Genomic DNA, 25,491 nt, shown 5'->3' with positions numbered 1-25,491 from the left:
TTGAGACCGTGGATTTCCGAGACAGCGCAGCGAACGCGGCGTTCCGTGCCAAGGCCGGCGGCTGGCTGGACGAGGCGTTGGCCGACGTGCCCCCGCAGGACGGCCTCGGCCAGGAGGAGCGCGAGCACTGGTCGCGCGTCTGGCAGCAGCGCCTTTCCGACGGCGGCTGGACCGGCCTGTCCTGGCCGCGGGAGTTCGGCGGGCGCGGCCTGCCCGCCCTGTCCCAGGCGATCTTCAACGAGGAGGCCGAGCGGCGCGGCGCGCCCTACGCGCTGAACGGCGTCGGCGCGATGCTCGCCGGGCCGACGATCCTCACGCACGGCACGCCGGAGCAGAAGGCGAAGTACCTGCCCGCGATCCTGGACAGCCGCGACTACTGGTGCCAGGGCTTCAGCGAGCCAGGTTCCGGCTCCGACCTGGCGAGCCTGCGCACGTCGGCCCGCAAGGTGGACGGCGGCTGGCTCGTCAGCGGCGAGAAGGTGTGGACGTCCAACGCGCACAACGCGACGCGCTGCATGTTGCTCGCCCGCACCGACCCCGCCGCGCCCAAGCACGCCGGCATCACCTACTTCCTCGCCGACATGACCGCGATCAAGGTGCGGCCGCTGGTCATGCTGAACGGCGACACCGAGTTCAACCAGATGTACCTCGATGACGTGTTCGTCGCCGACGCCGACGTGCTCGGGCCCGTGGGCGCGGGCTGGAAGGTCGCGCTGACCACGCTGGCCTACGAGCGGGCGAGCATGGCGCTGAACCTCTGGGTGTGGGCGCGTCAGGCGGTCGACCGGCTCGCGGCCGTCGCCGTCGCGCGGGGCCTTGCCGACGATCCGGGGGTGTGCGAGGCGGTCGGCGCGCTCGACGCCGACGCCGAGGCCGTCAGGATCGGGTCGCTGCGGATGATGTCGGAGATGCAGGCAGGGGCCGAGCCGGGCCCGGAGACCTCGGTGACGAAGCTGCTGTGGGCGGGGGTCGTGCAGGCCACCAACCGGCTCGCCGTGCGGCTCCAGGGCGCGGAGGGCGTCCTGGTGGACGACACGGGCGCGGCCGTCAGGCTGCACCACTACCTGCGGGCCCGCGCGCACACCATCGAGGGCGGCACCGACGAGGTCCAGAAGTCAATCCTCGCCGAGCGCGTGCTCGGCCTTCCCCGGTCGCGCTGAGCCGCGCCGCAGACCAGGAGCACAGATGCCCGCGATCTTCACCCAGGAACAGCTCGACCTCGAACGCGTCATGCTGGCGCTCGGGGAGCGGGGGCCCGACCTCGCCCGCGCCCGGCACGAGGGCGGACGGAGTGAGCCGCCGTTCGAGAAGCGGCTGCTTGAGGACTACGGCCTTGTGGGGGTGCCGGAGGCGGCCGGGGGAGTGGGGTCGGGCCTTGTCGACCTCGCCGTCGCCGTCGAGGCGCTGGGCCGTCGGCTCGTGCCCACCCGGTACGTCGCCCAGGCTGTGGCGGTCCAGCTCGCCGCCGCGGCGGGGCTCGATGTAGCCGACGCCGTCGCCGGGGCCGTCCGGTGGTCCCCTGCCGTGGACGAGCCCGCCCGCGACGGGTTCGCCGACCCCGCCACCGAACTCGTGGACGGCAGGGTGCGCGGCGACAAGACCCTCATCGCCTTCCCCGAGGACGCCGACGCCCTCGTCGTCACCCTCCCCGGCCGCACGGCCCTCGTGCCCGCCGAAGGGGTCCGGCTGCGTGAGTCGCTCGATCCGAGCCGCCCGTACGGATCGGTCTCCTTGGACGTCGCGCCCCTCGCGGTCGGCCCCACCGGCGACGGCCTGCTGCGCGGCGCGGTGCTGGTCGCCGCCGACCTGTGCGGGGTCGCGCGCGGCGCGATCGAACTCGGCGCCGCCTACGCGCGCGAGCGCGAGCAGTTCGGCCAGCCGATCGGCGCGTTCCAGGGCGTCGCGTTCCAGCTCGTCGAGGCTTTTGTCGGGCTCAAGGCGGCCTGGGACCTCACCCTTTACGCGGCATGGGCCGTCCAGGAGGGCGAGGCCGACGCCGCCGCCCACGTCCACGCGGCGAAGGCGCGCGCGGGGGAGGCCGCGGTCTTCGCGGCCGAGCGGGCGATCCAGGTCCACGGCGGCATGGGCATCACCTTCGAGGCCGACCCGCAGCTCTACCTGCGCCGGGCCCTGGCGACCGAGCCGTGGTTCGGCGCGCCCTCCTGGCACCGCCGCGCGCTGGGCCGGCTGCGCCTGGGCGGCTGACGCCCCCGCGCCGGGACGGCCTTGCCGTCGTCCCGGCGTGTCACTAACATACCGTCCGGTCGGAATTAATTAGGGAGTGCAGATGAAGTTCGGGATCATGAACCTGTTCCCGGTGAGCGACGGCGCGTCCGACCAGCAGGTCCTGCGCGAAACGCTCGAGGAGATCCAGCTCGCCGACGAGCTCGGCTTCGACTCGGTGTGGCTCGCCGAACACCACTTCTCCAAGTACGGCATCCTCGGCAGCCCGCTCCAGTTCGGCATGGCCGTCGCCGAGCGCACCAAGCGGATCACCATCGGCACCGCCGTGCTCGTGCTGCCGTTCCACGACCCGCTCCGCCTCGCCGAGGACGTCGCCGCGCTCGACGTCATGAGCGGCGGCCGCGTCGTCATCGGGGTCGGCCGCGGCTACCAGCCCAAGGAGTTCGCCGGATTCGGCATCCCCCTCGACCAGTCGCGCGCGCGCTACGAGGAGACCCTTGACGTGCTGCGCCTTGCCCTCACCACCGAGAACTTCTCTTACCAGGGCAAGATCTTCCAGTACGAGAACGTCACGACCTACCCCAGGCCGTTCACGCCGGGCGGCCCGCGCATCCTCCAGGGCACGGTCTCGCCGGAGAACTTCCGGCAGCGCGGCGCGGTCGGCGAGCCGATCATCACCTCGCCGAACTTCACCCCGCTGACCCTGATGAAGCGCAACTTCGACGCCTACCGCGAGGAGAGCCTCGCCAACGGGCACGACCCCTCCGCGCACGACCTCCCCTTCATGCAGCAGGTCTGGACGGGCCGGGGCGAGCAGGGCATGCGCGACGCGGCCGCCGCCGCGCTCGAGTACTACAGGTCGGTCGGCAAGGTCATCCCCGGCTCGGAGGAGGCGCTCGACGCCGAGCGCGCCTACTACGAGAAGGTCGCCGAGAACATCAGGCTGCTCACCCTTGAGCAGACCCTGACGCACGGGGGCAACTTCGGCGAGCCCGAGCGGGTCGCCCAGACCGTCGCCGAGCTGCGCGACCAGCTGGGCATCAACCACTACATATCCTGGATGCGCATCCCGTCGCTGCGCCGCGAGGAGGCCCTGCGCTCCATGGAGACGTTCGCCGCCGAGGTGATCCCGCAGTTCCGCGAGACCGCCGTGCCCGCGGGGGCCGCACGCTGATGCGCGTCGGAGTCTTCCTCAGCGCCCAGTTCGAGCCGGCCGCCGACCCGTCCGACGGGCTCGCCGCGATCACCGAACAGGCAGTACTCGCCGACCGGCTCGGCTTCGACGCCGTCTTCCTGGGCCACCATTACCTCGCCCACTCGGCGTTCCTCCAGCCGCTCCAGCTCGCGGGCTACCTCGCGCACGCCACCGAGCGGGTGCGGATCGGCTTCGGCGTCCTGCTCGCGCCGCTGTACAACCCGCTCGCCCTCGCCGAAGAACTCGCCACCCTCGACGTGCTGAGCGGCGGCCGCATCACCGTCGGACTCGGCGCGGGATACCGCAGGCGCGAGTGCGAGGCGTTCGGGGTCGAGTGGGGCGACCGGATTCGCAGGCTGCGCGAGTACGTGCCGATCCTGCGCGCGCTGTGGGCGGGGGAGAAGGTGACCGCAGAAGGCAGCTGGGGCAAGGTCGCCGACGCGCGCCTCGCGCTACGCCCGGTGCAGCCGGGCGGGCCGCCGCTGTGGATCGGCGCGTTCGCCGAACCCGCGATCCGCCGCGCGGCACGGCTCGACGCGCCGTGGCTCATGGGCCCCGAGGGCGACGACGCCGCCATCGCCGAGCGCCTCGCCCTGTACCGCGCCGAACTTCGCGAACACGGGCACTCCCTTGAGCGCGCCTACCCGATGAGCCGCGAGGCGTGCGTCGCGCCCACCCGTGCCGAGGCCGTCGCCCTTATCCGGCCCCATCTGGAACGCCAGTACGCGGGCTACAAGTCGTGGGACACCGCCCAGGGCATAGACGTGGACCGTTACATCGCCGAGGACTGCCTGGTGGGCGACCCCGCCCAGGTCGTCGCAAGGATTCGGCGGCTGGAGCGCGTCCACGGGATCACCGACCTGTCGCTCAGGCTCCAGTTCATGGGGATGCCGCACGAGCAGGCGATGGAGCAGATCCGGCTTTTCGGCGAGGAAGTCCTCCCGCACGTCGCCTCCTGACCGCGACGCATCATGAAGGAGTCTGTAGTGAACCTCGCTCGCGACCTCGAACTGCGGGCCGCCCAGGCCGGCGACCGGGTGGCGCTCCACCACGAGGACGGCGTCGCCCTGACGTTCGCCGCACTGGAAGGCCAGGTCGGGGCGGTCGCCCATGCCCTGGCGGCCCTCGGCGTCGGACGCGGCGACCGCGTCGCGGTCTACACCCGCAACGGGCCCGACATCGTCCGGCTGCTGTACGCCGCGTGGAAGCTCGGCGCGGTGCCGGTGACGATCAGCGGCCTGTACAACGGCGCGGAACTCGCCGAGTCGGTCGGCAAGACCAAGCCCAGGCTGCTCGTCGCCGACGACCACGACCCGGCCGCCCTCGCCGACGCCGTCGCGCGGACCGGCGTCGCGACGGTCGTCGTGGACGGGGTCGACCTGCCCGGCCTGCGCCCGCTCGGCGCGGGCGCGCCGAGAAACGTCACGGCCGTTGACGTCACCGCCGAGGACGAGGCGTGCATCCTGTTCACCGGGGGCACGACCGGCAGCCCCAAGGCCGTCAGCGTCACGCACGGCGGCGTCCAGGACTCCCTGGCGCGCCTCGCCCGCGTCTCCACCGGCCGCGAGGGGCCCTACCCGATCGCCGAGGGGGCCGCGCCCAACCTGATCGCGCTCCCCCTCTTCCACAGCGGCGGCCAGCACTCGCTGCTGTTCGCCTTCCGGGTCGGCCGCTCGGTCGTGCTGTGGGACAGGTTCCGGGTCGAGACCCTGCGCGCGCTGCTGGAGAGGCACCGCTTCGACAACCTGTTCCTGCTGCCGACGATGCTGTTCGACCTCGTCCACGCCGACCGCGCGCTCGACCTGTCGTCGGTCCGCTCGGTGCTCATCGCCGGGCAGGCGCTCGGCCCGCACCTGCGGCGCAGGTTCGAGGAGCGCTACGGCGTGCCGATCGTCATGAACTACGGCTCCACCGAGACCGGGCACGTCGCGGGCTGGACGTCGTCCGACATGCGCGCCGGCCTGTGGAAGCCCGGCTCGGCCGGGCGCGTGTACCCCGGCGTCACCCTGGAGATCCGCGCCGACGACGGCCGCGCGCTGCCCGTCGGGGAGCCCGGCGAGGTCGTCGTGCGCAGCTCGATGGCCAAGGGCTACGTGGACGACGCCGCGGCCACGTCCGAGCTGGTGCGGGACGGCTGGGTGCACTCCGGCGACATCGGGTACGTCGACCAGGACGGGGTGCTGTTCCTCGTCGGCCGCAAGCGCGACATGATCAAGTGCGGCGGCTTCCAGGTCTGGCCCGAGGAGATCGAGGAGGAGCTGCGGGCGCATCCGCTGGTCGCCGACCTGCGCGTCGTCGGCGCGCCTGACGAGCGGCTCGGCGAGATCCCGCGCGCCGAGGTCGTGCGCGTCCCCGACCCGTCGGTGGACGACGCCGCGCTCGCCGCCGCGCTCGTCGCGCTCGCCAGGGAGCGGCTCGCGCACTTCAAGGCCCCGCGTGACGTCGTGTTCGTCGCGGAGATCCCGCGCAGCGCCACCGGCAAGGTGAGCCGCCAGACGACGGAGGAGGCGGTCAGGTGAAGTTCGGGATCATGGCCCCGCACCAGTACCCGTTCGACGACGACCTCGGCGCGCGGCTGCGGGAGCTGACCGGCCTCGTCGAGCACGCCGCCGACCTCGGCTACCACTCGGTCTGGACGATCAACCACTTTCTGTCCAACCTCGCCACGCCGCAGCCGATCTCGATGATGGCCAGGCTCATCGAGTGCAGCGGGGAGATGCGGATCGGCAGCGGAATCCTGCTGCTTCCGCTGTTCAACCCCGTCCATGTGGCCGAGGAGTTCGCGACGCTCGACCAGCTGTCGGGCGGCCGTGTGGTGCTCGGCGTCGCGGCCGGGTACCGCGAGCACGAGTTCGCGGCGCTCGGCGTGGACATGGCGAGCCGCTTCCGGCGGCTTGACGAGGGCGTCAGGCTGATCCGGGCGCTGTGGTCGGGCGAACCCGTCGACTTCGAGGGCGAGTTCTACCAGGTGCGGGCCGATCGCTGCGGGGTGCCGCCCGTGCAGCCGGGCGGGCCGCCCATCTACATCGGGGCGGGCGGGAAGAAGTCGGTCAGGCGGGCCGCGCGGCTGGGCGACGCCTGGTACGCGCCCGGCAACTCGCCCAATCCGCGCTATCTGCCCGATCACCTTGCCGTCTACGACGAGGCGCTGGCGGAGTACGGGCGCACGCCCGTCGACCGGCCGATCGGGGTCGAGCTGTACTGCGCGCCGACCACCGAGCAGGCCATAGAAGAGGCGCTGCCTTACGCGCGCCGCGAGTACTACTCCTACGCCGAGTACCCCGCGCTGCGCTGGCAGCGCGACAGGTTCGACGAGCTCGTCCGGCACACCCTGCTGCTCGGCTCACCCGACCTGCTGATCGAGCGGATCAGGGGATACCAGGCGCTCGGCTTCGACCACGTCATCTTCCGGCCGATGTGGCTGGGGATGCCGATCGAGCAGGCGCGCCGCTCCCTTGAGCTGTTCGCGCGCGAGGTCATGCCCGCCTTCGCCTGAGGGCGGGCCGCGCTGTCCCTTGACAGCCGACCACGACGTTACGTACATTCCGACCGGACGGTATGAAGAAGGGCTGAGACATGAAGAAGACCGAAGCCGAGCTGCTCTCCCAGCAGTGGGACGTCGACAACATGACGGTCGACCCCGCGCTGCTCGAGAAGTACGTCCGGTATGAGGTGGACGCCGAGCGCTCGGTCGCCACGATCACCTTCGACCGGCCGGAGACGCTCAACGCCATCCCCGTCGCCGCCTTCGAACGCGTCGGCGACCTGGTGCGGGAGGCCGAGACCGACGACCGCGTCAAGGTCATCGTCTTCAAGGGCGAGGGCCCCCACTTCGGCACCGGGGCCGACGCCGCGGAACTCGGCCACTACATCGGCTACCGCAACGGCACCGACAAGGCGTCCCGCCGCCGTCCCGCCCAGCGCCAGCGCATCCTGCCCGACCGCAACGTCCTCACCACCGGCTTCACCAGGCCCATCGTGGAGTCGCTGAAGGCCACGATCTGCCAGGTGCAGGGCTACTGCTACGGCGGCCACTTCCAGATCGCGCTGTCCTGCGACATCGTCATCGCCACGCCGGACGCGCGCTTCACCCACCCGGCCTTCCGCTACCTCGGACCGGCCCCGCAGGACATGTACCACTGGATCGAGAAGCTCGGCCTCACCAAGATGAAGGACCTCATGCTCACCATGCGGCCCCTCGGCGCGGAGGAGGGCGAGCGGGCCGGACTCGTCACCAAGGTCGTGCCGCACGACGAGCTGGAGAAGTGGGTGGACGACTACGCCGAGGCCATCGCCGTCACCCCGCTCGACTCGCTCATGATGGGCAAGGCCATGATGCAGGTCGTCATGGAGGCGCGCGGCAAGGGGCTCGGCGCGATGACCGGCTGGGTCGGGCACGGCTGGGCCACCAACGTCAGCTTCGAGGACGGCGACTGGAACTTCCTCAAGCAGCGCCGCGAGAAGGGCATCGCCCAGGCGCTCGCCGACCGCGACAACATGGTCGCGCCCTACTTCCGGCTCAGCGAGCGGCGCTCCCGCGACGGCGAGAAGGGCTGAGCCTTGCGCTTCGGCATCCTCCTCGACCACCAGTACGCCAAGGGCGACGACGTCAGGGCGCGGCTCGGCGAACTCGTCGAGCTCGTGCAGCACGTGCGGGACGCCGGATACGACTCGGTCTTCGGCGTCCACCACTACCTGTCGAACCTCGCCACCCCGCAGCCGCTCCCGGTGCTCAGCAGGGTCCTCGAGCACAGCGGGGACATGCAGGTCGGCACGGGCATCCTGATCCTGCCGCTCGGCCACCCCGTGCACTGGGCCGAGGAGATCGCGACGCTCGACCAGATGTCCGGCGGCAGGTTCGTCCTCGGCGTCGGCGCGGGCTACCGGGAGGACGAGTACGCCTCGTTCGGCCTCGACCTGAAACGGCGCTCGTCACGGATGTTCGAGGCGCTCGAGGTGATGGAGAAGCTGTGGACCGGCGAGGAGGTCAACCACGAGGGCGCGCACTTCAAGCTCGACGGGGTCCGGTGCAGCGTCCTGCCTTACGGACGGCCGCGTCCCGAGGTGTGGGTGGGCGCGAACGGGCCCCTGGGCATCCGCAGGGCCGCCCGGCACGGGTACTCCTGGCTCGCGCCCTCGAACGTGAAGCGCAACTGGGCCGTGGGGAACCTCGAGACGCACCGGGAGGAGAGCGGCCCCGGCTGGGCCGCCCTCACCCGGCCGATCCAGCGCGACCTATGCCTCGCCGACTCGCGTGCGGAGGCGTTCGCCCTGGCCGGCGAGTACGCGCGCCGGTCCTACGGTTCGTACGTCGAGTACGGCATGGACTACTTCGAGACCATGTGGCAGGACATCTGCGACAAGGCGCTCTTCTTCGGCACACCCGAGGAGATCACCGCGAAGATCCATGACTTCGCCGCCGCCGGATTCGACCACTTCGTCTTCCGCGTCCAGTGGCTCGGCTGCCCGCCCGAGGTGTCGCACGGCATCGTCGAGCGGTTCGCCAAGGAGGTCATGCCGCACTTCAAGGAGCCCGCCCGATGACCTCCGACCTGCGCCTTGGCCACATCCTCCTCCCCGTGTCCGACCTCGCGGTCGCCCTTGCCTTCTACCGCGAGACCCTCGGCCTCAAGGTCAAGTTCCAGGACGGCGACCGCTACGCCGCCCTGGACCTCGGCGGCGCGACCCTCGCCCTCGCGGCCCCCGCCGAACAGCCCGCCCCCGGCGTCACCACCCTCGGCCTCAAGGTTGCCGACGTCACCGTCACTGCCGCCGCCCTGCGAGCCTCCGGAGCAGCCGTAAGCGAGGTCACCGAGGGCGCGCACGAACAGCGGGCGCTGCTGCACGACCCCGACGGCAACCCCCTGGTCCTCTACAGCCCCTCCTCCTGAACCCAGCTCTGGAGGCGGACGGCCGCAAGGCGGGCCTTCCGCCTCTGGCGGCGGTCCCGACTTTTTTGTCGGGATCGCCCGGCAGGGCATGATGGGGGCTGAGGAAAGGGTGGTGGGGTGGGCGAGGTCGCGGAGCAGGGCGAGTCGGGCGGGATGCCGGTACGTGACGTCGTGGCGGCCAATGTGCGCCGGATACGGCTCGCGCGGGGGCTGAGCCTGCGTGAGCTGTCGGAGGAGACCGGGGTCAGCAAGGCGCTGCTGTCGCAGATCGAGCGCGGGGTGGCGAATCCGACGATCGACGTGCTGTCGCGGGTCGCCGTGGCGCTCGGGGAGAGTTTCGTGGAGCTGGCGCGGCCCCGGATGGGCGGGCCGGAGGTGCTGCGGGCCGATCGTGCGCGGGACGCCGAGCAGGCGGTGCGGACGCTGTTCGGGTCGTGGGAGCGGCGGCGTTTTGAGATCTCCGAGGGGTATGTCCCGGCCGGGACGCGCAGTGTGAAGAACGCCCATGGGCCCGACACCGTCGAGTACGCCTATGTGGTGTCCGGCAGCGTCACCGTCGAGTCCGCGGACTGGTCGGTGGCGTTGCACCCGGGCGACGCGATCCGCTTTCCGGCCGAGCTCGACCACGTCTACGTCACGGCGGCCGACCCCGCCCGCGTCCTCACGATCCTCACCTTCGACGAGCTCTGATAGCCCCTCAGGGGCGCGGGAGGCTGGCCAGGAGGCGACGGGTGTAGGGGTCGGCGGGGGAGTCCAGGACGCGCTCGGTGGGGCCCTCCTCGCGCAGCACGCCGTCGGACATGACGTACACGCGGTCGGTGATCTGGCGGACCACGGCGAGGTCGTGCGTGATGAACAGCAGCGACATCGACAGCGCGGCGCGCAGGTCGGCGAGCAGCGTCAGGATCTGGGCCTGGACCGAGACGTCGAGCGCGGAGACCGACTCGTCGCAGATGAGCAGGCGCGGACGGCCCGCGACCGCCCTGGCGATCGCGACGCGCTGGCGTTCACCGCCCGACATGCCCGCCGGAGGCCGCGCCGCGACGGTCGCGGACAGCCCGACGAGGTCGAGCAGCGCGGCGACCTCGGCCTTGCCGCCGTCCCTGCCTGCCGCGCGCAGCGCCTCGGCGAGGACCGCGCCGACCGACCTGACCGGGTTGAGCGAGGAGTACGGGTCCTGGAAGACCATCTGGACGCCGCGCAGCACCCGCGCGCGGTCGGCCTTCCCCAGCGCGCGCAGGTCGGTGTAAGAGGTCCCGTCGAAGGTGATCGTGCCGCCGTCGGGGCGTTCCAGCCCGACGACGCAGCGCGCGAGCGTGGTCTTGCCCGACCCTGACTCGCCGACGATCCCGACCGCCTCGCCGGGCGCGACCCGCAGGTCGATCCCGCCGAGCGCGGGCCGCTTGGCCCCACGGAACGTCCGGGTGAGGCCGCGCACGTCGAGCAGCGCGGGCCCGGCCGGGTCGGCGAGGACGGGCGCGGGCGCGACGGCGGGTTCGGGGGCGGCGGTGACGGCGATCGCGTCGGCCTTCACGCACGCCGACCACCGTTCCGGCCCGGCCGGGCGCAGCTCGGGCGTTCCGGTGCGGCAGGCGTCGGCGGCGAGCGCGCACCGGTCGGCGAACCCGCACCGCCCGACGACGGCGTCGTGCGCGGGCACCGATCCGGGCACCGAGGGCAGCACCGCGAGCCTGCGGTCAAGCGGAGGCTCGGCCGCAAGGAGGGCCCGCGTGTACGGATGCCGGGAATTTCCCCGGACGGCGTCTGCCGGGCCCTTCTCGACGGTCCTTCCCGCGTACAGGACGAGGACTTCGTCGCACATCGAGAACGCCACCCGCAGGTCGTGCGTGATCAGCACGAACGCCATGCCGCGTTCCTTCTGCACCCTCCGGATGAGGTCAAGAACCTCGGCCTGGGTGGTGACGTCGAGCGCCGTCGTGGGTTCGTCGGCCACCAGCACCCGGGGGTCCCCGGCGAGGGCGCACGCGAGTCCGACGCGCTGACGCATCCCCCCAGACAGCTCGTAGGGGCGGCGTTCCGCGACGTCGGCGGACAGCCCCACCTCCGCGAGCCTCCGGGTGATCTCCTCCCGGGTCCGCTTGGCGCGCGGAAGCCCGTCGGCTATCTGCCTGCCCACGGGCCGCAGCGGGTTGAGCAGGGTGAAGGGGTCCTGGAGGAGGAGGGAGACGGTGGAGCCGCGCAGCCGTCTGAGCTCCTTGGGCCGCTCGGACACCCGCACCCCCGCGAGGTCCACCTCCCCGGACGCCTCAAGCCCGGAAGGCAGCAATCCGAAGAGCGCGCGCACGGTCAGGGACTTGCCTGAGCCGGACTCCCCGACGATCGCCAATGAGCGCCCGGCTTCGACCGCGAAGGACACGTCGGAAAGGAGTGTGCGTTCATCGGACGTCCGGCTCACCCGCAGGCCGGAGACCTCGATCAGCGGCTGTCCCTTCGCCAGGTCGGTCATCGTGCGAGCCTCCGCCGTTCCGCCCGCTCCTGGAGCCAGTCGCCGACGACGGTCACCGCGGCCGCCGTGATGATGATCGCCAGCCCGGGGGCGACGGCCGCCCACGGGTTGGCGAAGAGCTGCGCCTTGTTGTCCGACAGGGTGCGGCCCCAGTCCGGAGAGCCCGCGGCGACGCCGAGGCCGAGGAACGACAGCGACGCCAAGGACACCAGCGCGTACGCGAAGTTCAAGAAGGCGTTCGCCAGGGCCACCGGAAGGATGTTCGGCCAGACGTGCCGCGTCATGATCCGCCAGGACGACAGGTTCTGCAGCCGCGCGGCCTCCACGTAGGCGCGCGAGCGCTGTTCCAGGACGGCCCCGCGCACCACACGCGCGTCAGTGGGCGCGAACAGGACGACCAGGACAAGGACGGCGAGCCAGAAGCCGCCGCCCATGACCCCCGCGACCACGATCGCGACGAGCAGCGCGGGCAGGGACAGCACGAGGTCGGCCCACCGCATGGCGAGGGCGTCGGTACGGCCGCCGAGGTATCCGGCGGGAAGGCCGATCAGGTTGCCGAGGATCATGGACCCGGCGCTCACCGCGAGCGCCCCGAGCACCGCGGTGTTCGCCCCGGCGACGAGCAGTTTGAGCACGTCGCGGCCCAGCTCGTCGGTGCCGAGGGGGTGGCCGGGGCCGGGGAAGGTGATCCCGGTCATGAGGCTCTGCGCGGTCGCGTCGGGCACGAGCAGCCCGCCGAACAGCGCGCTGACCGCCGCGACCGCGAGGACGAGCAGCGCGACCGCGACGGCCGGGGCGGGCAGCCGTCGCCGCAGCGGCGTCCGCCGCACTGACGGGCTCATCGGGCCTCCCCGAAGCGGATGCGCGGATCGGCGACGGTGTAGGCGACGTCCACGAGCAGGTTGACCAGCGAGATCAGCAGCGTGAGCAGCAGCGCGAGCGCCTGCACGACGGGCATGTCCTTGAACGTGACCGAGTCCACGAGCAGCGAGCCGAGGCCGGGCAGCGCGAACGTCACCTCGATCAGGACCGTCCCGGCGAGGGTGCTGGTGACGATGAGGCCGACGGCCGTCAGGATCGGGATGAGGGAGTTGCGCAGCGCGTATCCGGCGACGCGTAGCGGCGACAGCCCGCGCGCGCGGGCGAAGACGATGTAGTCCTGGTCGAGTTCGCGGACCAGGGCGGTCCTGGTGAACCTGACGAGCATCCCCGCCGCGCCGATCGCGAGCGCGACGGCGGGCAGCGTCAGATGGAGGAGCCTGTCGCCGAAGCCTTCGCCCGCGCCGTAGACGGGGAACCACTGGAGGTACACGGCGAACGCCATCAGCAGCACGAGCCCCGCCGCGAAGGGCGGCGCGCTCATCCCGGCGACGGCGGTCACGGCGGCGGCCCTGTCGACCGCCTTGCCCTTGCGGAACGCGCCGACGATCCCGAGCGGCAGCCCGATCAGGACGGCGAGGACCGTGCCGTAGACGGTGAGCTGAAGGGTGAGGCCGAGACGCGACCCGATGGCCTCGGTCACCGGCGTCCCGGTACGGATCGAGGTGCCGAAGTCGCCCTGGAAGACCCCGCCCAGCCAGCGCAGGTACTGCGTGACGACGGGTTCGTTCAGGTGGTACCTGGCACGGATCGCCTCAAGCGCCTCGGGGGAGGCGGGCCGGGTGCCCAGCAGGGTCCGTTCGACCGAGCCTGGCGCGAGGTAGAGCAGGCCGAACACGCCGACCGAGAGGATCGCCAGGACGGCGAGGGTGGCCAGCGCCCGCCGCGCCAGGAAGCCCGCAGTCACGCGGCCCTGCCCGGCGCGTACGCCGCGGTGAGCGGCGGGCGGGCGGTGGCGGTCATGCGCTCTCTCCGGCGGTGGCGGTGCGTGCGATCACCGGGCCGGAGGCGGGAAGCACCCCGTGGTCGGTGAGCCAGGCGAGCATCCGGTCGCGGGCGTCCGCGCAGTTGACGGGGTCGACCAGCTCGTGGCCCTCGTGAGGATATGTCACCATCTGTACTGTCGCGCCTGCGCTGCGCAGGGCCCGGTACAGCCGCTCGGCCTCGCCGAGCGTGGTGATCCGGTCTTCCGCGCCGTGCAGGATCAGCGTCGGGGTCGTCACGGAGTCCGCCGCGTACAGGGGCGAGCGCTCGGCGAGGAACTCCCGACCCTCGGGTGTCGCCGGGTCCGCGCCCGCGTGGTAGACGACGTCGTAGCCGCCGCCTATCGCGCTCGTCGTGCGGAAGCTCACCCAATCCGGCACGCCCGACATGACGATGGCCGCCCGGAATCGCCCGGTCTGGGTGATCGCCCGCGCCGTCAGGTAACCGCCGTAGCTCAGCCCGGCTATCGCCTGCCTGTCGGGATCGGCTATGCCCTCGCAGATCAGCAGGTCGGCCCCGGCGAGCACGTCGGACAGGTCGGCCCCGCCGAAGTCGCCGATCACCGCGCGCGCGTGCTCCTGGCCCCTGCCGCTGCTGCCGCGCGGGTTCGGCAGCAGCACCGCCGCCCCGGCCAGGACCAGCGGCAGCGCCATCAGGTTCGACTCGCCGGGCGCGAACGACCGCGCCCACAGCCAGGTCGGGCCGCCGTGCGCGAGGACGACGAGCGGGAACGGGCCTTGCCCTTCTGGGCGCAGCACGATCCCCTCGATCGTCCTGCCGTCGTCGGCCTCCCATGTGCGCACCTCGCGCACGACGCCGTCGGCCAGCCCGGCGAGGTCGGCGTTGAAGGCGGTGCGCGGCGTGAGGTCGCCCCGGCTGAGCGAGCCGACCGCGACCTCGGGCGGGCTGTCGGGGGCGTCCAGGACCGTCGCGACGAGGTCGCTGCCGCACGGGACGAGGGACGGCTGGCCGTCGCGGCCGCCCAGCGCCGCTGAGACGGTCCACCGCGCCTCGGGAGCGCCGTCGGTACCCACGACCCCGCCCTGGACGCCGGTGCCCGCCCAGCCGGCGAACCAGAGCCGCCCGGCGTCGAGCCAGCCGAGGTCGGTGACGTCGTCAAGGGAGTCCCAGCATGTCGCGCCGCCCGAGGCGAGGTCGACGCGCAGGACACGGCCCGACACGATCGACAGGCCCTCGACCACGACCGCGCACGACCCGTCGGGCGAAAGCCGGGGCCTGGCGAGCTGCCATGGCGTCGTCAGCAGCGTGCGCACCTCGCCCTTGGCGACGTCCACGGTGACGAGCCTCGGCGCGTAGTACCCGCTCGGCGACGGGTCCGCCGAGACGACCGCGAGGACGGTCGGGCCGCCGTCCCAGTCGGCCTCCCAGACCGTCAGGCCGCCGAGGTCGAGCGGGGTCAGCCCGTCGCGGCCCGCCTGGGCCAGGTACAGGCGGCGCAGGCGGGTGCCCGGCGCGTCGACGAAGGGTCCCTCCGGAGAGGGGACGCGCAGGCCGAGGTGCATGCCGTCGCGGTCGCTGCCCGGGTCGGCGACCCGGACGAGCAGCGCGCCCCCGGCCGCCGCGACCACGTCCTCCACCGCGCCGTCCACCGGCTGCGACCAGGCGATCGCGCCGGTCGCGGCGTCGATCTCCTCGATCCAGCCGAGGTCGGCGGTCACCGCCACGAGCCTGCCGGTGCCGGGAATCCAGCGCGGCATCACGTGGTCGGTGCCCGGCAGCTGCCGCGCCTCGCCGTCGACCGGCATGACGTGCAGCGCCATCCGCTCGCCTGACGGCACGGTGAACGCGATCAGCCCTCCGTCGGCGGTGACGTCCGACGGCACGCGCGCGGCGGTCAGGGCCGCGTGGGCGGCGCGGGGGTCGGCGGTCACTTCGGCGCGACCTCCGCCGCCCAGGGCGAGATGAAGAAGTACGGGCCGTAGCCCTTGGCGGTGACCTTCGGGCCGAACGCCGTCGCCGACTGGCCCCACCACAGCGGCTGGTAGGGCAGGTCCTCGGCGGCCAGCTTCAGCGCCTGCCCGATGAGGTCGGTGCGCGCCTTGTCCTCGGTGGTCGCCTTGGCCTGGTCGAGCAGGGACGTCACCTTCGCGTTCGCGTACGAGGCGATGTTCGTGCCGCCGGGCGCGGCGTTCGCGCCGTTGAGCAGCTGCTGGGTGAACTCGGCCGGGTCGCCGGTGGTCGCGAAGTACCAGCCGTAGATCAGGCCCGCCTTGCGCTCGGTCAGCTCGGCGATCCACGCCTCGAGGGTGATCTCCTTGACGGTCAGGTCGATCCCGAGGCCCTTCAGGTTCTCCGCGAGGGTCAGCGCGGCCTTGCCGAGCTGGGAGCCGCTGTTGGGGTAGGTGAGCGTCGCCTTGAAGCCCTTGGGCACCGAGGAGGCGGCCAGTTCGGCCTTGGCCTTGGCGAGGTCGAAGTCGGCCTGCGGGATCTCGGCGTACATCGCGGCGACCTCGGCGGCGGGCAGGCCCGCCCACTGCGAGGACGACGGCAGCGTCGTGGCGACCTCGGCGTGGCCGCCCAGGATGCTGTCCACGACGCCCTTGCGGTCGATCGAGTGCGCGATCGCCTTGCGGACGTGCGGGTCGTCGAACGGCTTCACCGCGGTGTTGAACGCCAGCGTGACGAGGGAGCGGTCGGTGGTGGTCTTCACCTCGACGCCGTCGAGCGCCTCCCACTGGGACAGCTGCTCGAGCGGCACGTTGAGGGCCACGTCGACCTCGCCCTGGCGCATCGCGAGCAGCCGGGTGGAGTCCTCGGCGATGAACTCGAAGCGGATCTTGGCGATCGCGGCCTTCCCGCCCCACCACGCGTCGTTGCGCTCCAGCGTGACGTGCGAGTCGGGCGCGAACTCGGTGACCTTGTAGGGGCCGGTGCCGAGGATCTTGACGTCCGGGGTGCCGATCTTGTCGCCGTTGGCGAGGAACTTCTCGCTGGTGACCAGCAGGGTGCCGGGCGAGACCGTCCAGGCGAAGGAGCTGTCGATCTGGTCCAGCGCGATGGTGACCTCGTGCTCGCCGGTCGCCTTGACGGACTTGACGCCGCCGTACGCGTAGGCGAAAGCCGAGGTGGAGCCCTTCTTGGTGTTGTACTCCAGGCTCGCGACGATGTCGGCGGCGGTGACGGGGGTGCCGTCGGAGAACTTGACGTCCTTGCGGAGCTGGTAGACGAACGTCTTGGCGTCGTCGCTCTTCCAGGACTCGGCGAGCGCAGGGACGAGTTCCCCGTCGGGTCCGACCCCTACGAGGGCCTCCTGGCACAGGAGCGCGACCACGTAGTTCATGATCCCGGCCTCCTTGCTGGCGTCCAGCGAGCTCAGCGAGGAGGGCAGGGCCACCCGCAGCTCGTCGAGGGAACCGCCGTTCTTGGCCGCCTCGGGGGCGTCCGGGGAGCCGCACGCCGTGAGGAGCCCGGGCAGGGTCGCCACGCCTCCGGCCACCGCGACCGCCCGCAGGAACGACCTCCGCGACACCCGCTCGAATGCGCCCATACGCCACCTATCCCTCTGCTCGCTATGGCGTTCACCAGCGGCGTCTACCATATCTACCCGAATGGGTAGAGAGAGTATTAATCCCCACCGATTCAGTCAAGAAGGACCTCGTCTAGTGCGCCGGCGCAAAACCCGTCCCGGTGGCCTGTAACCCTGGCCGCTAGGCGCTCGCGTCCCGTCGGCCGAAGGTGATCTGTGACGCGGGACACCTGTGGTGGAGGCGGAAGATGCGGCGGTTCCTCACGGCGGCGGCCTTGGCCGGACTTCTCGGCGCTCTCCTCAGCGGGCCCGTAGCGGCCCGAGAACCCGCGACGGTCTGGCTGTGCGCCCCCGGCCTCGCCGCCGACCCCTGCCAGGGCGGCCTGCCCACGACCGACGAACGCACCGGCAAGACCACGACGGCCCCCGAGAGCCGCCCTGTGGACTGCTTCTATGTGTACCCGACGGTCTCCCAGGACCTGACCCCGAACGCGAGCCTCAAGGCGACCCCGCCCGTCGTCTCGATAGCCAGGCACCAGGCAGCGCGCTTCTCCGACGTCTGCGAGGTCTGGGCCCCGATCTACCGCCAGCGCACCCTCACCGCCCTGGCCGTCAGCAGCCTCTACGGGCCCGAACTCCAGGCCGAGACCGCGCGGATCGCCTACGGGGACGTCCTGCGGGCGTGGAAGGAGTACCTCGCCAGGACGCCGGAAGGGCGCGGGGTCGTCCTCATCGGGCACTCCCAGGGCACCGGGGTCCTGCGGCGGCTGATCCGCGAGGAGATCGACCAGAACCCGTCGGTCAGGGCACGGCTCGTCTCCGGGCTCCTCCTTGGCGGCACCGTCGCCGTCCGCAAGGGCTCCGACCGTGACGGCGACTTCAAGAACGTGCCGCTGTGCAGGGCCGAGGACCAGACCGGCTGCGTCCTGTCGTTCGCGTCCTTCAGCAAGACGCCGGGCAAGGACTCCCTCTTCGGACGGGTCCCCGCCACCGACAACGGCAGCGGCTTCCCCTACGGCCCGGACTACGAGGCCGCCTGCACCAACCCCGCCTCACTGCGCCACAACAGCCCGGAGATCGCCAAGACGATCCTGCGCACCGACCCCGTACCGGGCCTCCTCGGGGTCGCCGCCTTCCTCACCTACCTGGGACCGCCTCCTACGGCGGCCACGCCGTGGCTGATCCCGTCCGACAGGTACGTCGTCGAATGCGCCCGGGAGAACGGCGCGCACGTCCTGCGCATCACCGGGCTCGCCGGAGCCCGCGCCCTGCACCCCGCCCCTCTGCCGACCTGGGGAACCCACCTGCTCGACGTGAACATCGCGCTGGGCGACCTGCTCCGGATCGTGGCAAGGCAGACCGCCGCCTACGGGGCCTGAACAAGCCGGCGTTACGAGGCGGGAGACCCGCCGCGATCCTCAAGCAACTGCTTGAGCACGGTGATCTCCGCGCTCTGGCTCCGCACGATGCTGCGCGCGAGCGACCTGACGTGCGCGTCGTCGGTGAGCGGGAGGACGGCCTCGGCCATGTCCACCCCGCCCTGGTGGTGGGCGATCATCAGCGTGAGGAACAGCACCTCGGCGTCACGGCCGCGCGCCTCGCGCAGCCTCGCCAGGTCCTGCTGCGACGCCATCCCCGGCATCTTCGTGTAATCGGCCGTCCCGCCGCCCCCGTGGTGGCCGCCCATCCACTCCATCGGGCGGCGCGCGCCCGTCAGCGGAAGGCCCCACTGGATCAGCCAGTCCTGCATCCTGCCGATCTGGTTCTGCTGGGTGAGCAGCATGTCCAGCGCGATCGTGCGCAACTCGGCGTCGTCGGTGTTGTCGCGGATGATCAGCGCCATCTCCACGGCCTGGGTGTGGTGCACGGCCATGTCGCGGCTGAACCCCGCCTCCGGCGAGCCCTCCACCGGCCGGTCCGGCGCGGCGAGGAACGCGCCGACGAGCCCGGCCGCGACGAGCAGCACGAGGCCGAGCATGAGGCGCGAGATCCGGGCGGCGGGCCGCGGCAAGGTCATCGGGCTGTCTTCCTTCCGAGCGGGTGGGCGCGCCTGGCGCGGAGTCCTCCCGACAATAGAAGACCTCCGAGCCTCCCCGGACCCGGGGCGGCGTCGGCCGGGGAGGGCCCGCGCGGAGCCCGCGCTACCCTGGCGGGCGGACGGCGGACAAGGGGGGCGGAAGTGCGTCTGGGAGACCTGGAACGAGCGGTGATGAACGAGCTGTGGGCCCGCCCCGGCGGCGGCGTCCTGGCCAGGGACCTCACCGAGGCGCTGCCGTCGCAGCCCGCCGTCACCACCGTCCTCACCATCCTCGACCGCCTCGTCCGCAAGGGCCTGGTCACCCGCGAGCGGGAGGGCCGCGCGCACCGCTACTACGCGCTGCACAGCAAGGAGGCCCACGTCGCCGAGACCATGAACGAGGCGCTGGCCACCGCCGACGACCGCGAGTCGGCCCTCACCCACTTCCTCGGCGCGGTCTCGCCCGACGACGTCGCCGCGCTCCGCCGCATCCTCGAGTCCGCCCCCGACCCGGACGTGGCCTAGCCGTGGCCGGCGTCCTCGTCGCCGCGGGGCTGCTCGCGCTCAGCGCCCTCCTGCTCGGGCCGCTGCCCGCGCGGCTGGCCCGCGCCCCGTGGAGCGAGCGCGCCCCGCGCGCGGCCCTGGCCCTCTGGCAGGCCGTGACGGGCGCGGCGGCGCTCAGCCTCGTCGGCGGGCTGACCGCGGTCGCCGTCGCGCCACTGTCGGCGACCTTGCACTGCAGCCTGCGGGTGTTCACCGCGCAGACCCTCCAGGGCCACCCCTTGCGCGGCATGGGCGCGGCCGAGATCGTCGCGCTGGTGTGGGCGGTGGTCGTCGCCGGAGGGATCATCACGCTGTTCGGGCACGCGTTCGCCAGGCAGGCCGGGGTGCGGCGCAGGCACCGGCTCAGGCTCGACCTCGTCGGCGTCGCGCGGCGGGACGGCGCGGTCGTGCTCGACCACGACGTGCCCGCCGCCTACTGCCTGCCCGGCTTCCGGCCGCGCGTGGTCGTCACGTCGGGGCTCGTCGCGCTGCTGGAGCCCGCCGAGCTCGCCGCCGTCCTCGACCACGAGCGCGCCCACGCGCGCGGCAGGCACCACCTGCTGCTCCTGCCCTTCGACGCGCTCGCCACGGCCCTCCCGCGCCTCGCGGCGTTCCGGACGGCCCGCGACAGCGCGTCACGGCTCGTGGAGATGCTCGCCGACGACCACGCCCGCGCCCGGCACGGCGGCAGGGCCGTCGCCTCGGCGCTGGTACGGCTCGCGGCCGGACGGGTGGGCTCGGTGCCCGCCAGCGCGCTGGGCGCGGCCGAGCGCTCGGTCGTCGCGCGGGTGCGCCGCCTCACCGCGCCCGAGCGCCCGATGCCGGTGTGGCAGCGGGCCTCGGTGTACGCGGTCTCTGCGGCGCTGTGGGCGGCGACGCCCTCGGTGCTCGGCCTGTGCCTGCTGTGAGCGCTCAGTCCTGCGGCTGGCCGGTGCCGCTCGTGCACGGCGCGCCGGGCTCGGGCGCGTTGGGCGACTGGGCGAACTCGGTGATGAACGCGGTCAGCTTCGCGTCGGCCGGGTCGGTCACCTTGAGCTGCGCGCCCCACGCGCTCGCGAAGATCCCGTCGGCGACGCCGTCGTGCGGGCTGAGCAGCACGTACGGCTTGCCGCGGACCAGGTCGCGCAGCGCGGTCACCTGCGCCTCGGCGAGGCCCTTGCCGTAGGTGATCCACACCGCGCCGTGCTCCAGCGAGTGGACCGCGTTCACGTCCTTCAGCGGGTCGCCGTAGATGCCGCAGTTCTGCCACACGGCGTTGTGGTCGCCGCCGACGGGCGGGGTCTGCCCGTACGCCACGTCCTTGGTGACGTGGTTCGCGGTGAGGCCCTCGTAGATCGTGACGCCGTCGTCGCGGACCTTCGAGGTCACCGGAGCCGACTTGACCGGCGGCGCGGACTCCTGCTGCGTCACCATCCACACCGCGCCCGCGACGAGCGCGGCGGCGACGACGCCCGCGGCGGAGACGCCGAGGACCTTGTTGCGCCGCTCACGCCGCTTCTCCTTCGCGCGCATCTCGGCGACCCGCTGCCGGGCCTCGCGCGCCGACTTCTGACTGGGGGACATGGGACTCCTCCGGGGGACGCCGCGCTAGGGGGACCGGCGCATACTTCTACGGAACGTAGAAAAATATAGGCCAGCCGACCGGGTGATCGAACCGCCGGACTTCCCACGATCCGCCCGCCCGGTTCACCACCTTTGACCCCATGCGTCTAGCACGCCCCCACCCCAACCCGCAACGCCCGCCCTCACACGGTCGGCGGTCGGCGGGTCGGCGACGGGACGGGCAACGCGGGATCGGCTTCGCTTTCGCCCCGCCGGACGGGCACGTCGGGTTCGGACGGTCGCGAAGATCGTCCGTGGGCGGCGGCCCTGTGCGTGCGTGGGCGTCGGCTTCGCGCTCCCGGGTCGGGGGCCTTGCCTGCGGCCGTCGGGTCGAGCGCTTTCGCCGGGTCGTTGCGGGGGCTGAGGGGGTCGCTCAGGCCGTCGCGAGGCTTGCGCAGTCGCGGCAGCGGCGGGCCGAGGCGGCGACCTTGCCGTGGCCCAGAGCCGCCGCCACGGCGACGAGCGCGAGCGTCGGGCCCTGGGCGGTGAGGCCGAGGGCGACGGTGCCGAAGACGATCGACGCGGCCGCCGCCGTCCCGGCCCACGCCATGAGCCTGGGCAGCGGGCGCGCGGCAGGCAGTGCGCGCGAACCCGTCGCGACCAGCACCACCACCGCGAGCAGCGCCGCGCAGACCGCCGTCGCGGCAGCGCCGAACGCGAAGATCTGCGCGGGTTGCCCCGCTTCGTCCGGCCGCAGCGCCGACCACCCCGCGAGCAGCACCGGCACCGCCACCACGACCGCCGAGGCCGTGTGCCTTGCCTGCGCGACCGTCAACTCCTCCTGGCACGCGGCCGCGACGGCTGCCACGTCGCCGAACTCACGGACCGCCTCCTCCCGCGCCCGCTCGACCCGCATCCCGCCGTCGACCAGCGCGTCCACCAGTTCGCCGAGGTCGCCGCGCATCTCCTCGATCAGCCGCGCCCGCGCCTTCCGCGGCCCGTGCAACGCGGCCGCCAACTCCGCGAGATAGCCCTCGACGGCGTCCGCGTCGGCCGGTGCGGCGGGCGTCATGACGCGGTGCGCGGGTTGAGCACCGCGTCGATCGCCGTCGTGAACTCAAGCCAGGACGCCCGCTCGCCCGCGAGCGCCCGCCGCCCGGCCTCGGTCAGCTCGTACCGCCGCCTTCTCCGCTCCCCGGACGCCTCCCAGGCGCTGCGCAGCAACCCCACCCGCTCAAGCCTGATCAGCGCCGGATACACCGTCCCCTTGCGCAGCTCGAGCGCCCCCGCGCTGCGCTCCTCGACCGCCGTGATGATCGCGTACCCGTGCGCGGGCCCCGTCTCCAGGGCCGCGAGCAGCAGCGCGTCAAGATGCCCCCGCACCGAATCCGCCTTCATAGGTAGCCAGCCTACCCAACCCCGGCTCCCTCTGGTAAACAGGTTGGCAGCCAACCCATTGCCCATCTACCTATAGGACCCGCGATGTCCACCTTCTTCCTGACCGCCCACGTCCTGGCCGCTCTCCTGGCGATCGGCCCAGTCTCGGTCGCCTCCTCCCTCTTCCCCCGAGCCGCCCGCGAGGCCGCCCCCACCACAGCCCTCCTCCACCGCATCTGCCGCACCTACTCCTACGTCGCCCTCGCGATCCCCCTCTTCGGCTTCGCCACAGCCCTCACCCTCAACTCCCTCACCGCCCCCTGGCTCCTCACCTCCATAGCCCTCACCGCCGCGGCCGCCGCCCTCCTCACCTTTTCCATCCTCCCCACCCAACGCCGCCTCCTGACCACCCCCACCACCCCCCACCTCTCCATGACCACCGGCCTCTTCAACCTCCTCTGGGCCGCCGTAGCCATCCTCATGGTCACCCGCCCAGGAACCTGACCAACCCCCCAACACAGAAGGGGCCCACCGACACGGCAGGCCCCTTGACGTCCCCGCCGCGCCTCAGAGCCCGTCGAGACGCGCGATCGCACCGACCGGATTCCCGTCGGCGTCGTCGACCCCGCCGACCCGGACGAGCGCGCCGAGCCCGGGCAGGACGGCGAGGTGCCGACGACCGAGCGGATTCGTGTACGAACCGCCCAACGGCTCAGGCGCGATCACGGTGCGCGTCCACTTCCCCGAGGAAGACCGGTGGAACAGCGCACGGGACCCGCTGTCGGCGACGCCGACGAACCACAGCCCGCCGGCCCCCGCCGAGACGGGCTCCCCAAGGTCCCAGCCGTGCGCCGCGCTGGGCCGCTCGGCCTTCCACGACGACCCGTTCCAGGACACGAACGTGCCGACGGACACGTCCTTCGCATTCTCCTTCAGACACGTCCCGACGGGCCTGCCCCGATGCGCGGCGAGGAGCGTCGCGCCCTTGCAGACGGGGTCGGACAGGGTGCGCCAGCGTTTCCCGTCGAACCGCAGCGCCCGCGGGGTGCCGTCGCCCTCTGGGAAGAACCTGTGGGGCTTGTACCCGGTGGCGAACAGCCTCCCCTTGGGCCCCTTCGTGACGGCGGCGACGACATACGGCGTCGTGCGCTCCTTCCAGCTTCGCCCGTCGTAGTGCAGGGCCACCGGCTTGAAGCGCCCCTTGACGACCCGTGAGCCGAAGACCCAGACGTTCTTGCTCCCGAGCACCGCCATCGACCGGATGGAGTACCCCTGCCACTTGCGCACCACCGACCACTTGGTCCCGTTCCACCGCACGAGCGTGGACGAGTAGTGGCCCGCGCGCGGGGGAGTGGGGGCCTCCGGGCGCTGGAAGGTCGCGACCGCGAACACCGAGGTCCGGTTCACGGCGGCGACGGGCCCGAACCCGTTGCCGATCTTCGGCGGCAGCTTCGTGTGCCGCCAGGTCTTCCCGTCGTACCGGTAGGCGAGCAGGTCACTTGTCGGTTTCGTGGAGAACTCCGCGCCGTTGCCCTGCCCGAACGCGAAGGCGTTCGACGGGCCCAGCGCCACGACCTGGTCGAAGCCGGAGAACCCCTTTCCGTACCTGGCCTCCACGGTCTTCACCAGACGCCACTCCGCGTCCTTCTGCGTGCCGACCGCCGCCGAGGGCACGCCGACCAGAACCGCCCCTGCCGAGACCGCGGCCCCCACCACCCTGAACACACCCATGCCTTCGCCTCCCACACCGCGCACCGACCAAGGTCCGATCATCACCTACCACCCCACCCAAAAGAAAGGACGCACCTTGTAATACCGCTTGCCGTCCTGGCCGAGTTCGTAGGCTTTGGTGCCGTCGGCGTTGAGGACCTTCGCCCGGTCCTTGTTGCAGTACTCCACGCCTTTGAGCCCCTGGCAGACCACGTATCTGCCGTCGGTCCAGTTGCTGAAGCTCTTGACCCGGTTGATGTTCGGCCAGTTTCCACCGCCGAAGACCTTGAGCGGGTTCTCGTTGGCCCCGTAGACCTTCTTCACGGTGCCGACCCGCCATTCTGTCCACAGCAGGAGGTTGCCCTGCCCGGTGGCGCGGCTCTGGAAGAGATCGTGCCCGGAGGACGCGGCGTTGGGCAGCTTTACGGTTTTCACGATTTTGTCGACCTTGGGATTGGCCTTGCTGTTATTCAGCTTGTAGGCGCGGATCATGGTGTCGCCGATCGCCCACAGGAGCTTTCCCGTGGGGTCCCAGACGACCCCGTGCGCCTTGGCCAGGGGGATGGTCTGGCTGACCGTCTTCTTGGGCTTGTCCGACCCCGCGCCGATCAGTTTCACCGAGCCTGCGCCCGCCGAGTCCGCGACCGCGATCATCCCGCCGGGCAGCACCTCGACGGAGTGCGGCGAACCGCCGATCTCGTAGTCCCAGAAGATCGTCTTGTTGGGCTTGACCAGGCCGACATGGCCGCCGTCACCGGCCACCGCGGTCACTTTGCCCGCCTCAGTCTTCTTTTCCCGGTAGTAACGGAACTTGGCCTCGGTGAGTTTTCCCCACACCCCATTGAAGGTTCTGTTCCAGTTCGCGGAACTCCAGCCGGCCGTCCGGTTCCCCAGCTGCAGCTCATTGTCACTCTGGTTGACGAGCATGTACTTCTCACCGGCCGCGTGAGCCGGATGAACCTGAACCGACGCCAGAACTGTGGCCGCCGCCACCGTCGCGAAAAAAGCCGAAAACCGGCGGAGCAGCCGGAAACGTGGACGCATGGGCCGGGAATTTACGGATTCCGCGCCACCCCGGCAAGTGTGATGATCATCACATCTTTTTCCATGGCTTTGGATCTTGTGCGAAGGTCGCCGCATGCCGCAAGTTGTTCCGGAATTTATTTCCGGTTTATCCGTTGTCGACGGGCAATTTCGGCCCACGGAAAACGAGGT

25 protein-coding genes are annotated in these 25,491 nt (G+C 72.0%); 14 read left to right on the top strand and 11 right to left on the bottom strand.

Annotated elements, in window-relative coordinates; all coding sequences use genetic code 11:
- Positions 1 to 8: 8 nt before the first annotated feature.
- From R9X44_RS06700 to R9X44_RS06655, 10 genes are all read left to right on the top strand, one after another.
- Positions 9 to 1,160 (top strand): acyl-CoA dehydrogenase family protein, encoded by a 1,152-nt coding sequence (locus R9X44_RS06700; protein ID WP_319813102.1) that lies wholly within the window; start codon positions 9 to 11, stop codon positions 1,158 to 1,160.
- Between the two features lie 25 nt (positions 1,161 to 1,185).
- Positions 1,186 to 2,205, top strand: coding sequence for an acyl-CoA dehydrogenase family protein (locus R9X44_RS06695; protein WP_319813101.1), 1,020 nt, complete (start codon positions 1,186 to 1,188; stop codon positions 2,203 to 2,205).
- Positions 2,206 to 2,287: 82 nt separating this feature from the next.
- Positions 2,288 to 3,358 (top strand): LLM class flavin-dependent oxidoreductase, encoded by a 1,071-nt coding sequence (locus tag R9X44_RS06690; RefSeq protein WP_319813100.1) that lies wholly within the window; start codon positions 2,288 to 2,290, stop codon positions 3,356 to 3,358.
- The gene (locus R9X44_RS06685) at positions 3,358 to 4,338 is read left to right on the top strand and encodes an LLM class flavin-dependent oxidoreductase (protein WP_319813099.1); all 981 of its coding nucleotides are present in this window, start codon (positions 3,358 to 3,360) and stop codon (positions 4,336 to 4,338) included. The genes R9X44_RS06690 and R9X44_RS06685 overlap by 1 nt, the downstream gene beginning before the upstream one ends.
- 27 nt (positions 4,339 to 4,365) lie before the next feature.
- A complete protein-coding gene (locus R9X44_RS06680; protein ID WP_319813098.1) occupies positions 4,366 to 5,898 on the top strand; it encodes a class I adenylate-forming enzyme family protein in 1,533 nt (510 codons plus the stop codon).
- Positions 5,895 to 6,875 carry an LLM class flavin-dependent oxidoreductase gene (locus R9X44_RS06675; RefSeq protein WP_319813097.1) on the top strand — a complete coding sequence of 327 codons (981 nt, stop codon included), beginning with the start codon at positions 5,895 to 5,897 and terminating at the stop codon, positions 6,873 to 6,875. The genes R9X44_RS06680 and R9X44_RS06675 overlap by 4 nt, the downstream gene beginning before the upstream one ends.
- 80 nt (positions 6,876 to 6,955) lie before the next feature.
- Positions 6,956 to 7,936, top strand: a complete 981-nt coding sequence (locus R9X44_RS06670) for an enoyl-CoA hydratase/isomerase family protein (RefSeq protein ID WP_319813096.1) — start codon at positions 6,956 to 6,958, stop codon at positions 7,934 to 7,936.
- Positions 7,937 to 7,939: 3 nt separating this feature from the next.
- Positions 7,940 to 8,923, top strand: a complete 984-nt coding sequence (locus R9X44_RS06665) for an LLM class flavin-dependent oxidoreductase (protein ID WP_319813095.1) — start codon at positions 7,940 to 7,942, stop codon at positions 8,921 to 8,923.
- Positions 8,920 to 9,270: a VOC family protein gene (locus R9X44_RS06660; RefSeq protein ID WP_319813094.1), complete on the top strand. Its 351-nt coding sequence runs from the start codon at positions 8,920 to 8,922 to the stop codon at positions 9,268 to 9,270. The genes R9X44_RS06665 and R9X44_RS06660 overlap by 4 nt, the downstream gene beginning before the upstream one ends.
- Before the next feature lie 117 nt (positions 9,271 to 9,387).
- Positions 9,388 to 9,960, top strand: a complete 573-nt coding sequence (locus R9X44_RS06655) for an XRE family transcriptional regulator (RefSeq protein WP_319813093.1) — start codon at positions 9,388 to 9,390, stop codon at positions 9,958 to 9,960.
- Between the two features lie 7 nt (positions 9,961 to 9,967).
- Here R9X44_RS06655 and R9X44_RS06650 read toward each other — a convergent pair whose 3' ends face one another.
- Genes R9X44_RS06650 through R9X44_RS06630 form a run of 5 tightly spaced genes read right to left on the bottom strand, consistent with a single transcriptional unit; the run spans position 9,968 to position 17,108 of the window.
- Positions 9,968 to 11,737 carry an ABC transporter ATP-binding protein gene (locus R9X44_RS06650; protein WP_319813092.1) on the bottom strand — a complete coding sequence of 590 codons (1,770 nt, stop codon included), beginning with the start codon at positions 11,735 to 11,737 and terminating at the stop codon, positions 9,968 to 9,970.
- Positions 11,734 to 12,579, bottom strand: a complete 846-nt coding sequence (locus tag R9X44_RS06645; RefSeq protein WP_319813091.1) for an ABC transporter permease — start codon at positions 12,577 to 12,579, stop codon at positions 11,734 to 11,736. Before R9X44_RS06645 ends, R9X44_RS06650 begins: the two co-directional genes overlap by 4 nt.
- Positions 12,576 to 13,523, bottom strand: a complete 948-nt coding sequence (locus tag R9X44_RS06640; RefSeq protein ID WP_319813090.1) for an ABC transporter permease — start codon at positions 13,521 to 13,523, stop codon at positions 12,576 to 12,578. Before R9X44_RS06640 ends, R9X44_RS06645 begins: the two co-directional genes overlap by 4 nt.
- Before the next feature lie 52 nt (positions 13,524 to 13,575).
- Positions 13,576 to 15,492 carry a S9 family peptidase gene (locus R9X44_RS06635; RefSeq protein WP_319813089.1) on the bottom strand — a complete coding sequence of 639 codons (1,917 nt, stop codon included), beginning with the start codon at positions 15,490 to 15,492 and terminating at the stop codon, positions 13,576 to 13,578.
- A complete protein-coding gene (locus R9X44_RS06630; protein WP_319813088.1) occupies positions 15,489 to 17,108 on the bottom strand; it encodes an ABC transporter substrate-binding protein in 1,620 nt (539 codons plus the stop codon). Before R9X44_RS06630 ends, R9X44_RS06635 begins: the two co-directional genes overlap by 4 nt.
- A gap of 227 nt (positions 17,109 to 17,335) precedes the next feature.
- Between R9X44_RS06630 and R9X44_RS06625 the strand changes: the two genes are divergently transcribed.
- A complete protein-coding gene (locus R9X44_RS06625; RefSeq protein ID WP_319813087.1) occupies positions 17,336 to 18,466 on the top strand; it encodes a DUF3089 domain-containing protein in 1,131 nt (376 codons plus the stop codon).
- Between the two features lie 11 nt (positions 18,467 to 18,477).
- Here the strand turns inward: R9X44_RS06625 and R9X44_RS06620 are convergent, their stop codons facing one another.
- Positions 18,478 to 19,104 (bottom strand): DUF305 domain-containing protein, encoded by a 627-nt coding sequence (locus R9X44_RS06620; protein WP_319813086.1) that lies wholly within the window; start codon positions 19,102 to 19,104, stop codon positions 18,478 to 18,480.
- Between the two features lie 162 nt (positions 19,105 to 19,266).
- Between R9X44_RS06620 and R9X44_RS06615 the strand changes: the two genes are divergently transcribed.
- The gene (locus tag R9X44_RS06615) at positions 19,267 to 19,629 is read left to right on the top strand and encodes a BlaI/MecI/CopY family transcriptional regulator (protein ID WP_319813085.1); all 363 of its coding nucleotides are present in this window, start codon (positions 19,267 to 19,269) and stop codon (positions 19,627 to 19,629) included.
- A 2-nt stretch (positions 19,630 to 19,631) separates the two neighbouring features.
- Complete coding sequence (locus R9X44_RS06610; RefSeq protein WP_319813084.1) at positions 19,632 to 20,555, top strand: M56 family metallopeptidase; 924 nt, start codon at positions 19,632 to 19,634, stop codon at positions 20,553 to 20,555.
- Between the two features lie 4 nt (positions 20,556 to 20,559).
- Here R9X44_RS06610 and R9X44_RS06605 read toward each other — a convergent pair whose 3' ends face one another.
- From R9X44_RS06605 to R9X44_RS06595, 3 genes are all read right to left on the bottom strand, one after another.
- Entirely contained in the window at positions 20,560 to 21,210 is a 651-nt protein-coding gene (locus R9X44_RS06605; protein WP_319813083.1) for a DUF3105 domain-containing protein, read from the bottom strand.
- A 412-nt stretch (positions 21,211 to 21,622) separates the two neighbouring features.
- Positions 21,623 to 22,261 carry a permease prefix domain 1-containing protein gene (locus tag R9X44_RS06600; protein ID WP_319813082.1) on the bottom strand — a complete coding sequence of 213 codons (639 nt, stop codon included), beginning with the start codon at positions 22,259 to 22,261 and terminating at the stop codon, positions 21,623 to 21,625.
- Positions 22,258 to 22,587: a PadR family transcriptional regulator gene (locus tag R9X44_RS06595; protein WP_319813081.1), complete on the bottom strand. Its 330-nt coding sequence runs from the start codon at positions 22,585 to 22,587 to the stop codon at positions 22,258 to 22,260. Before R9X44_RS06595 ends, R9X44_RS06600 begins: the two co-directional genes overlap by 4 nt.
- An 84-nt stretch (positions 22,588 to 22,671) precedes the next feature.
- On the opposite strand from R9X44_RS06595, the gene R9X44_RS06590 reads away from it, so the two are divergent.
- Positions 22,672 to 23,070, top strand: a complete 399-nt coding sequence (locus tag R9X44_RS06590; protein ID WP_319813080.1) for a hypothetical protein — start codon at positions 22,672 to 22,674, stop codon at positions 23,068 to 23,070.
- Between the two features lie 63 nt (positions 23,071 to 23,133).
- On the opposite strand, the gene R9X44_RS06585 is transcribed toward R9X44_RS06590, so the two are convergent.
- Together R9X44_RS06585 and R9X44_RS06580 are read right to left on the bottom strand one after the other, a co-directional pair.
- Positions 23,134 to 24,297, bottom strand: coding sequence for a hypothetical protein (locus R9X44_RS06585; protein WP_319813079.1), 1,164 nt, complete (start codon positions 24,295 to 24,297; stop codon positions 23,134 to 23,136).
- 45 nt (positions 24,298 to 24,342) lie between these two features.
- Positions 24,343 to 25,320: a DUF6528 family protein gene (locus R9X44_RS06580; RefSeq protein WP_319813078.1), complete on the bottom strand. Its 978-nt coding sequence runs from the start codon at positions 25,318 to 25,320 to the stop codon at positions 24,343 to 24,345.
- Positions 25,321 to 25,491: the final 171 nt, after the last annotated feature.

It is taken from the genome of Actinocorallia sp. A-T 12471, assembly GCF_033875155.1.
GTDB lineage: Bacteria > Actinomycetota > Actinomycetes > Streptosporangiales > Streptosporangiaceae > Actinocorallia.
Note: the sequence above shows the minus strand (reverse complement) of the source record. Positions and strands in the feature narration are given on the sequence as shown.

Coding starts and splice junctions, on each gene's coding strand:
- R9X44_RS06660 (WP_319813094.1), top strand. CDS start 8,920: ATGACCTCCGACCTGCGCCTTGGCCACATCCTCCTCCCCGTGTCCGAC.
- R9X44_RS06690 (WP_319813100.1), top strand. CDS start 2,288: ATGAAGTTCGGGATCATGAACCTGTTCCCGGTGAGCGACGGCGCGTCC.
- R9X44_RS06685 (WP_319813099.1), top strand. CDS start 3,358: ATGCGCGTCGGAGTCTTCCTCAGCGCCCAGTTCGAGCCGGCCGCCGAC.
- R9X44_RS06650 (WP_319813092.1), bottom strand. CDS start 11,737: ATGACCGACCTGGCGAAGGGACAGCCGCTGATCGAGGTCTCCGGCCTG.
- R9X44_RS06625 (WP_319813087.1), top strand. CDS start 17,336: ATGCGGCGGTTCCTCACGGCGGCGGCCTTGGCCGGACTTCTCGGCGCT.
- R9X44_RS06695 (WP_319813101.1), top strand. CDS start 1,186: ATGCCCGCGATCTTCACCCAGGAACAGCTCGACCTCGAACGCGTCATG.
- R9X44_RS06605 (WP_319813083.1), bottom strand. CDS start 21,210: ATGTCCCCCAGTCAGAAGTCGGCGCGCGAGGCCCGGCAGCGGGTCGCC.
- R9X44_RS06595 (WP_319813081.1), bottom strand. CDS start 22,587: ATGAAGGCGGATTCGGTGCGGGGGCATCTTGACGCGCTGCTGCTCGCG.
- R9X44_RS06670 (WP_319813096.1), top strand. CDS start 6,956: ATGAAGAAGACCGAAGCCGAGCTGCTCTCCCAGCAGTGGGACGTCGAC.
- R9X44_RS06645 (WP_319813091.1), bottom strand. CDS start 12,579: ATGAGCCCGTCAGTGCGGCGGACGCCGCTGCGGCGACGGCTGCCCGCC.
- R9X44_RS06630 (WP_319813088.1), bottom strand. CDS start 17,108: ATGGGCGCATTCGAGCGGGTGTCGCGGAGGTCGTTCCTGCGGGCGGTC.
- R9X44_RS06620 (WP_319813086.1), bottom strand. CDS start 19,104: ATGACCTTGCCGCGGCCCGCCGCCCGGATCTCGCGCCTCATGCTCGGC.
- R9X44_RS06585 (WP_319813079.1), bottom strand. CDS start 24,297: ATGGGTGTGTTCAGGGTGGTGGGGGCCGCGGTCTCGGCAGGGGCGGTT.
- R9X44_RS06580 (WP_319813078.1), bottom strand. CDS start 25,320: ATGCGTCCACGTTTCCGGCTGCTCCGCCGGTTTTCGGCTTTTTTCGCG.
- R9X44_RS06590 (WP_319813080.1), top strand. CDS start 22,672: ATGTCCACCTTCTTCCTGACCGCCCACGTCCTGGCCGCTCTCCTGGCG.
- R9X44_RS06600 (WP_319813082.1), bottom strand. CDS start 22,261: ATGACGCCCGCCGCACCGGCCGACGCGGACGCCGTCGAGGGCTATCTC.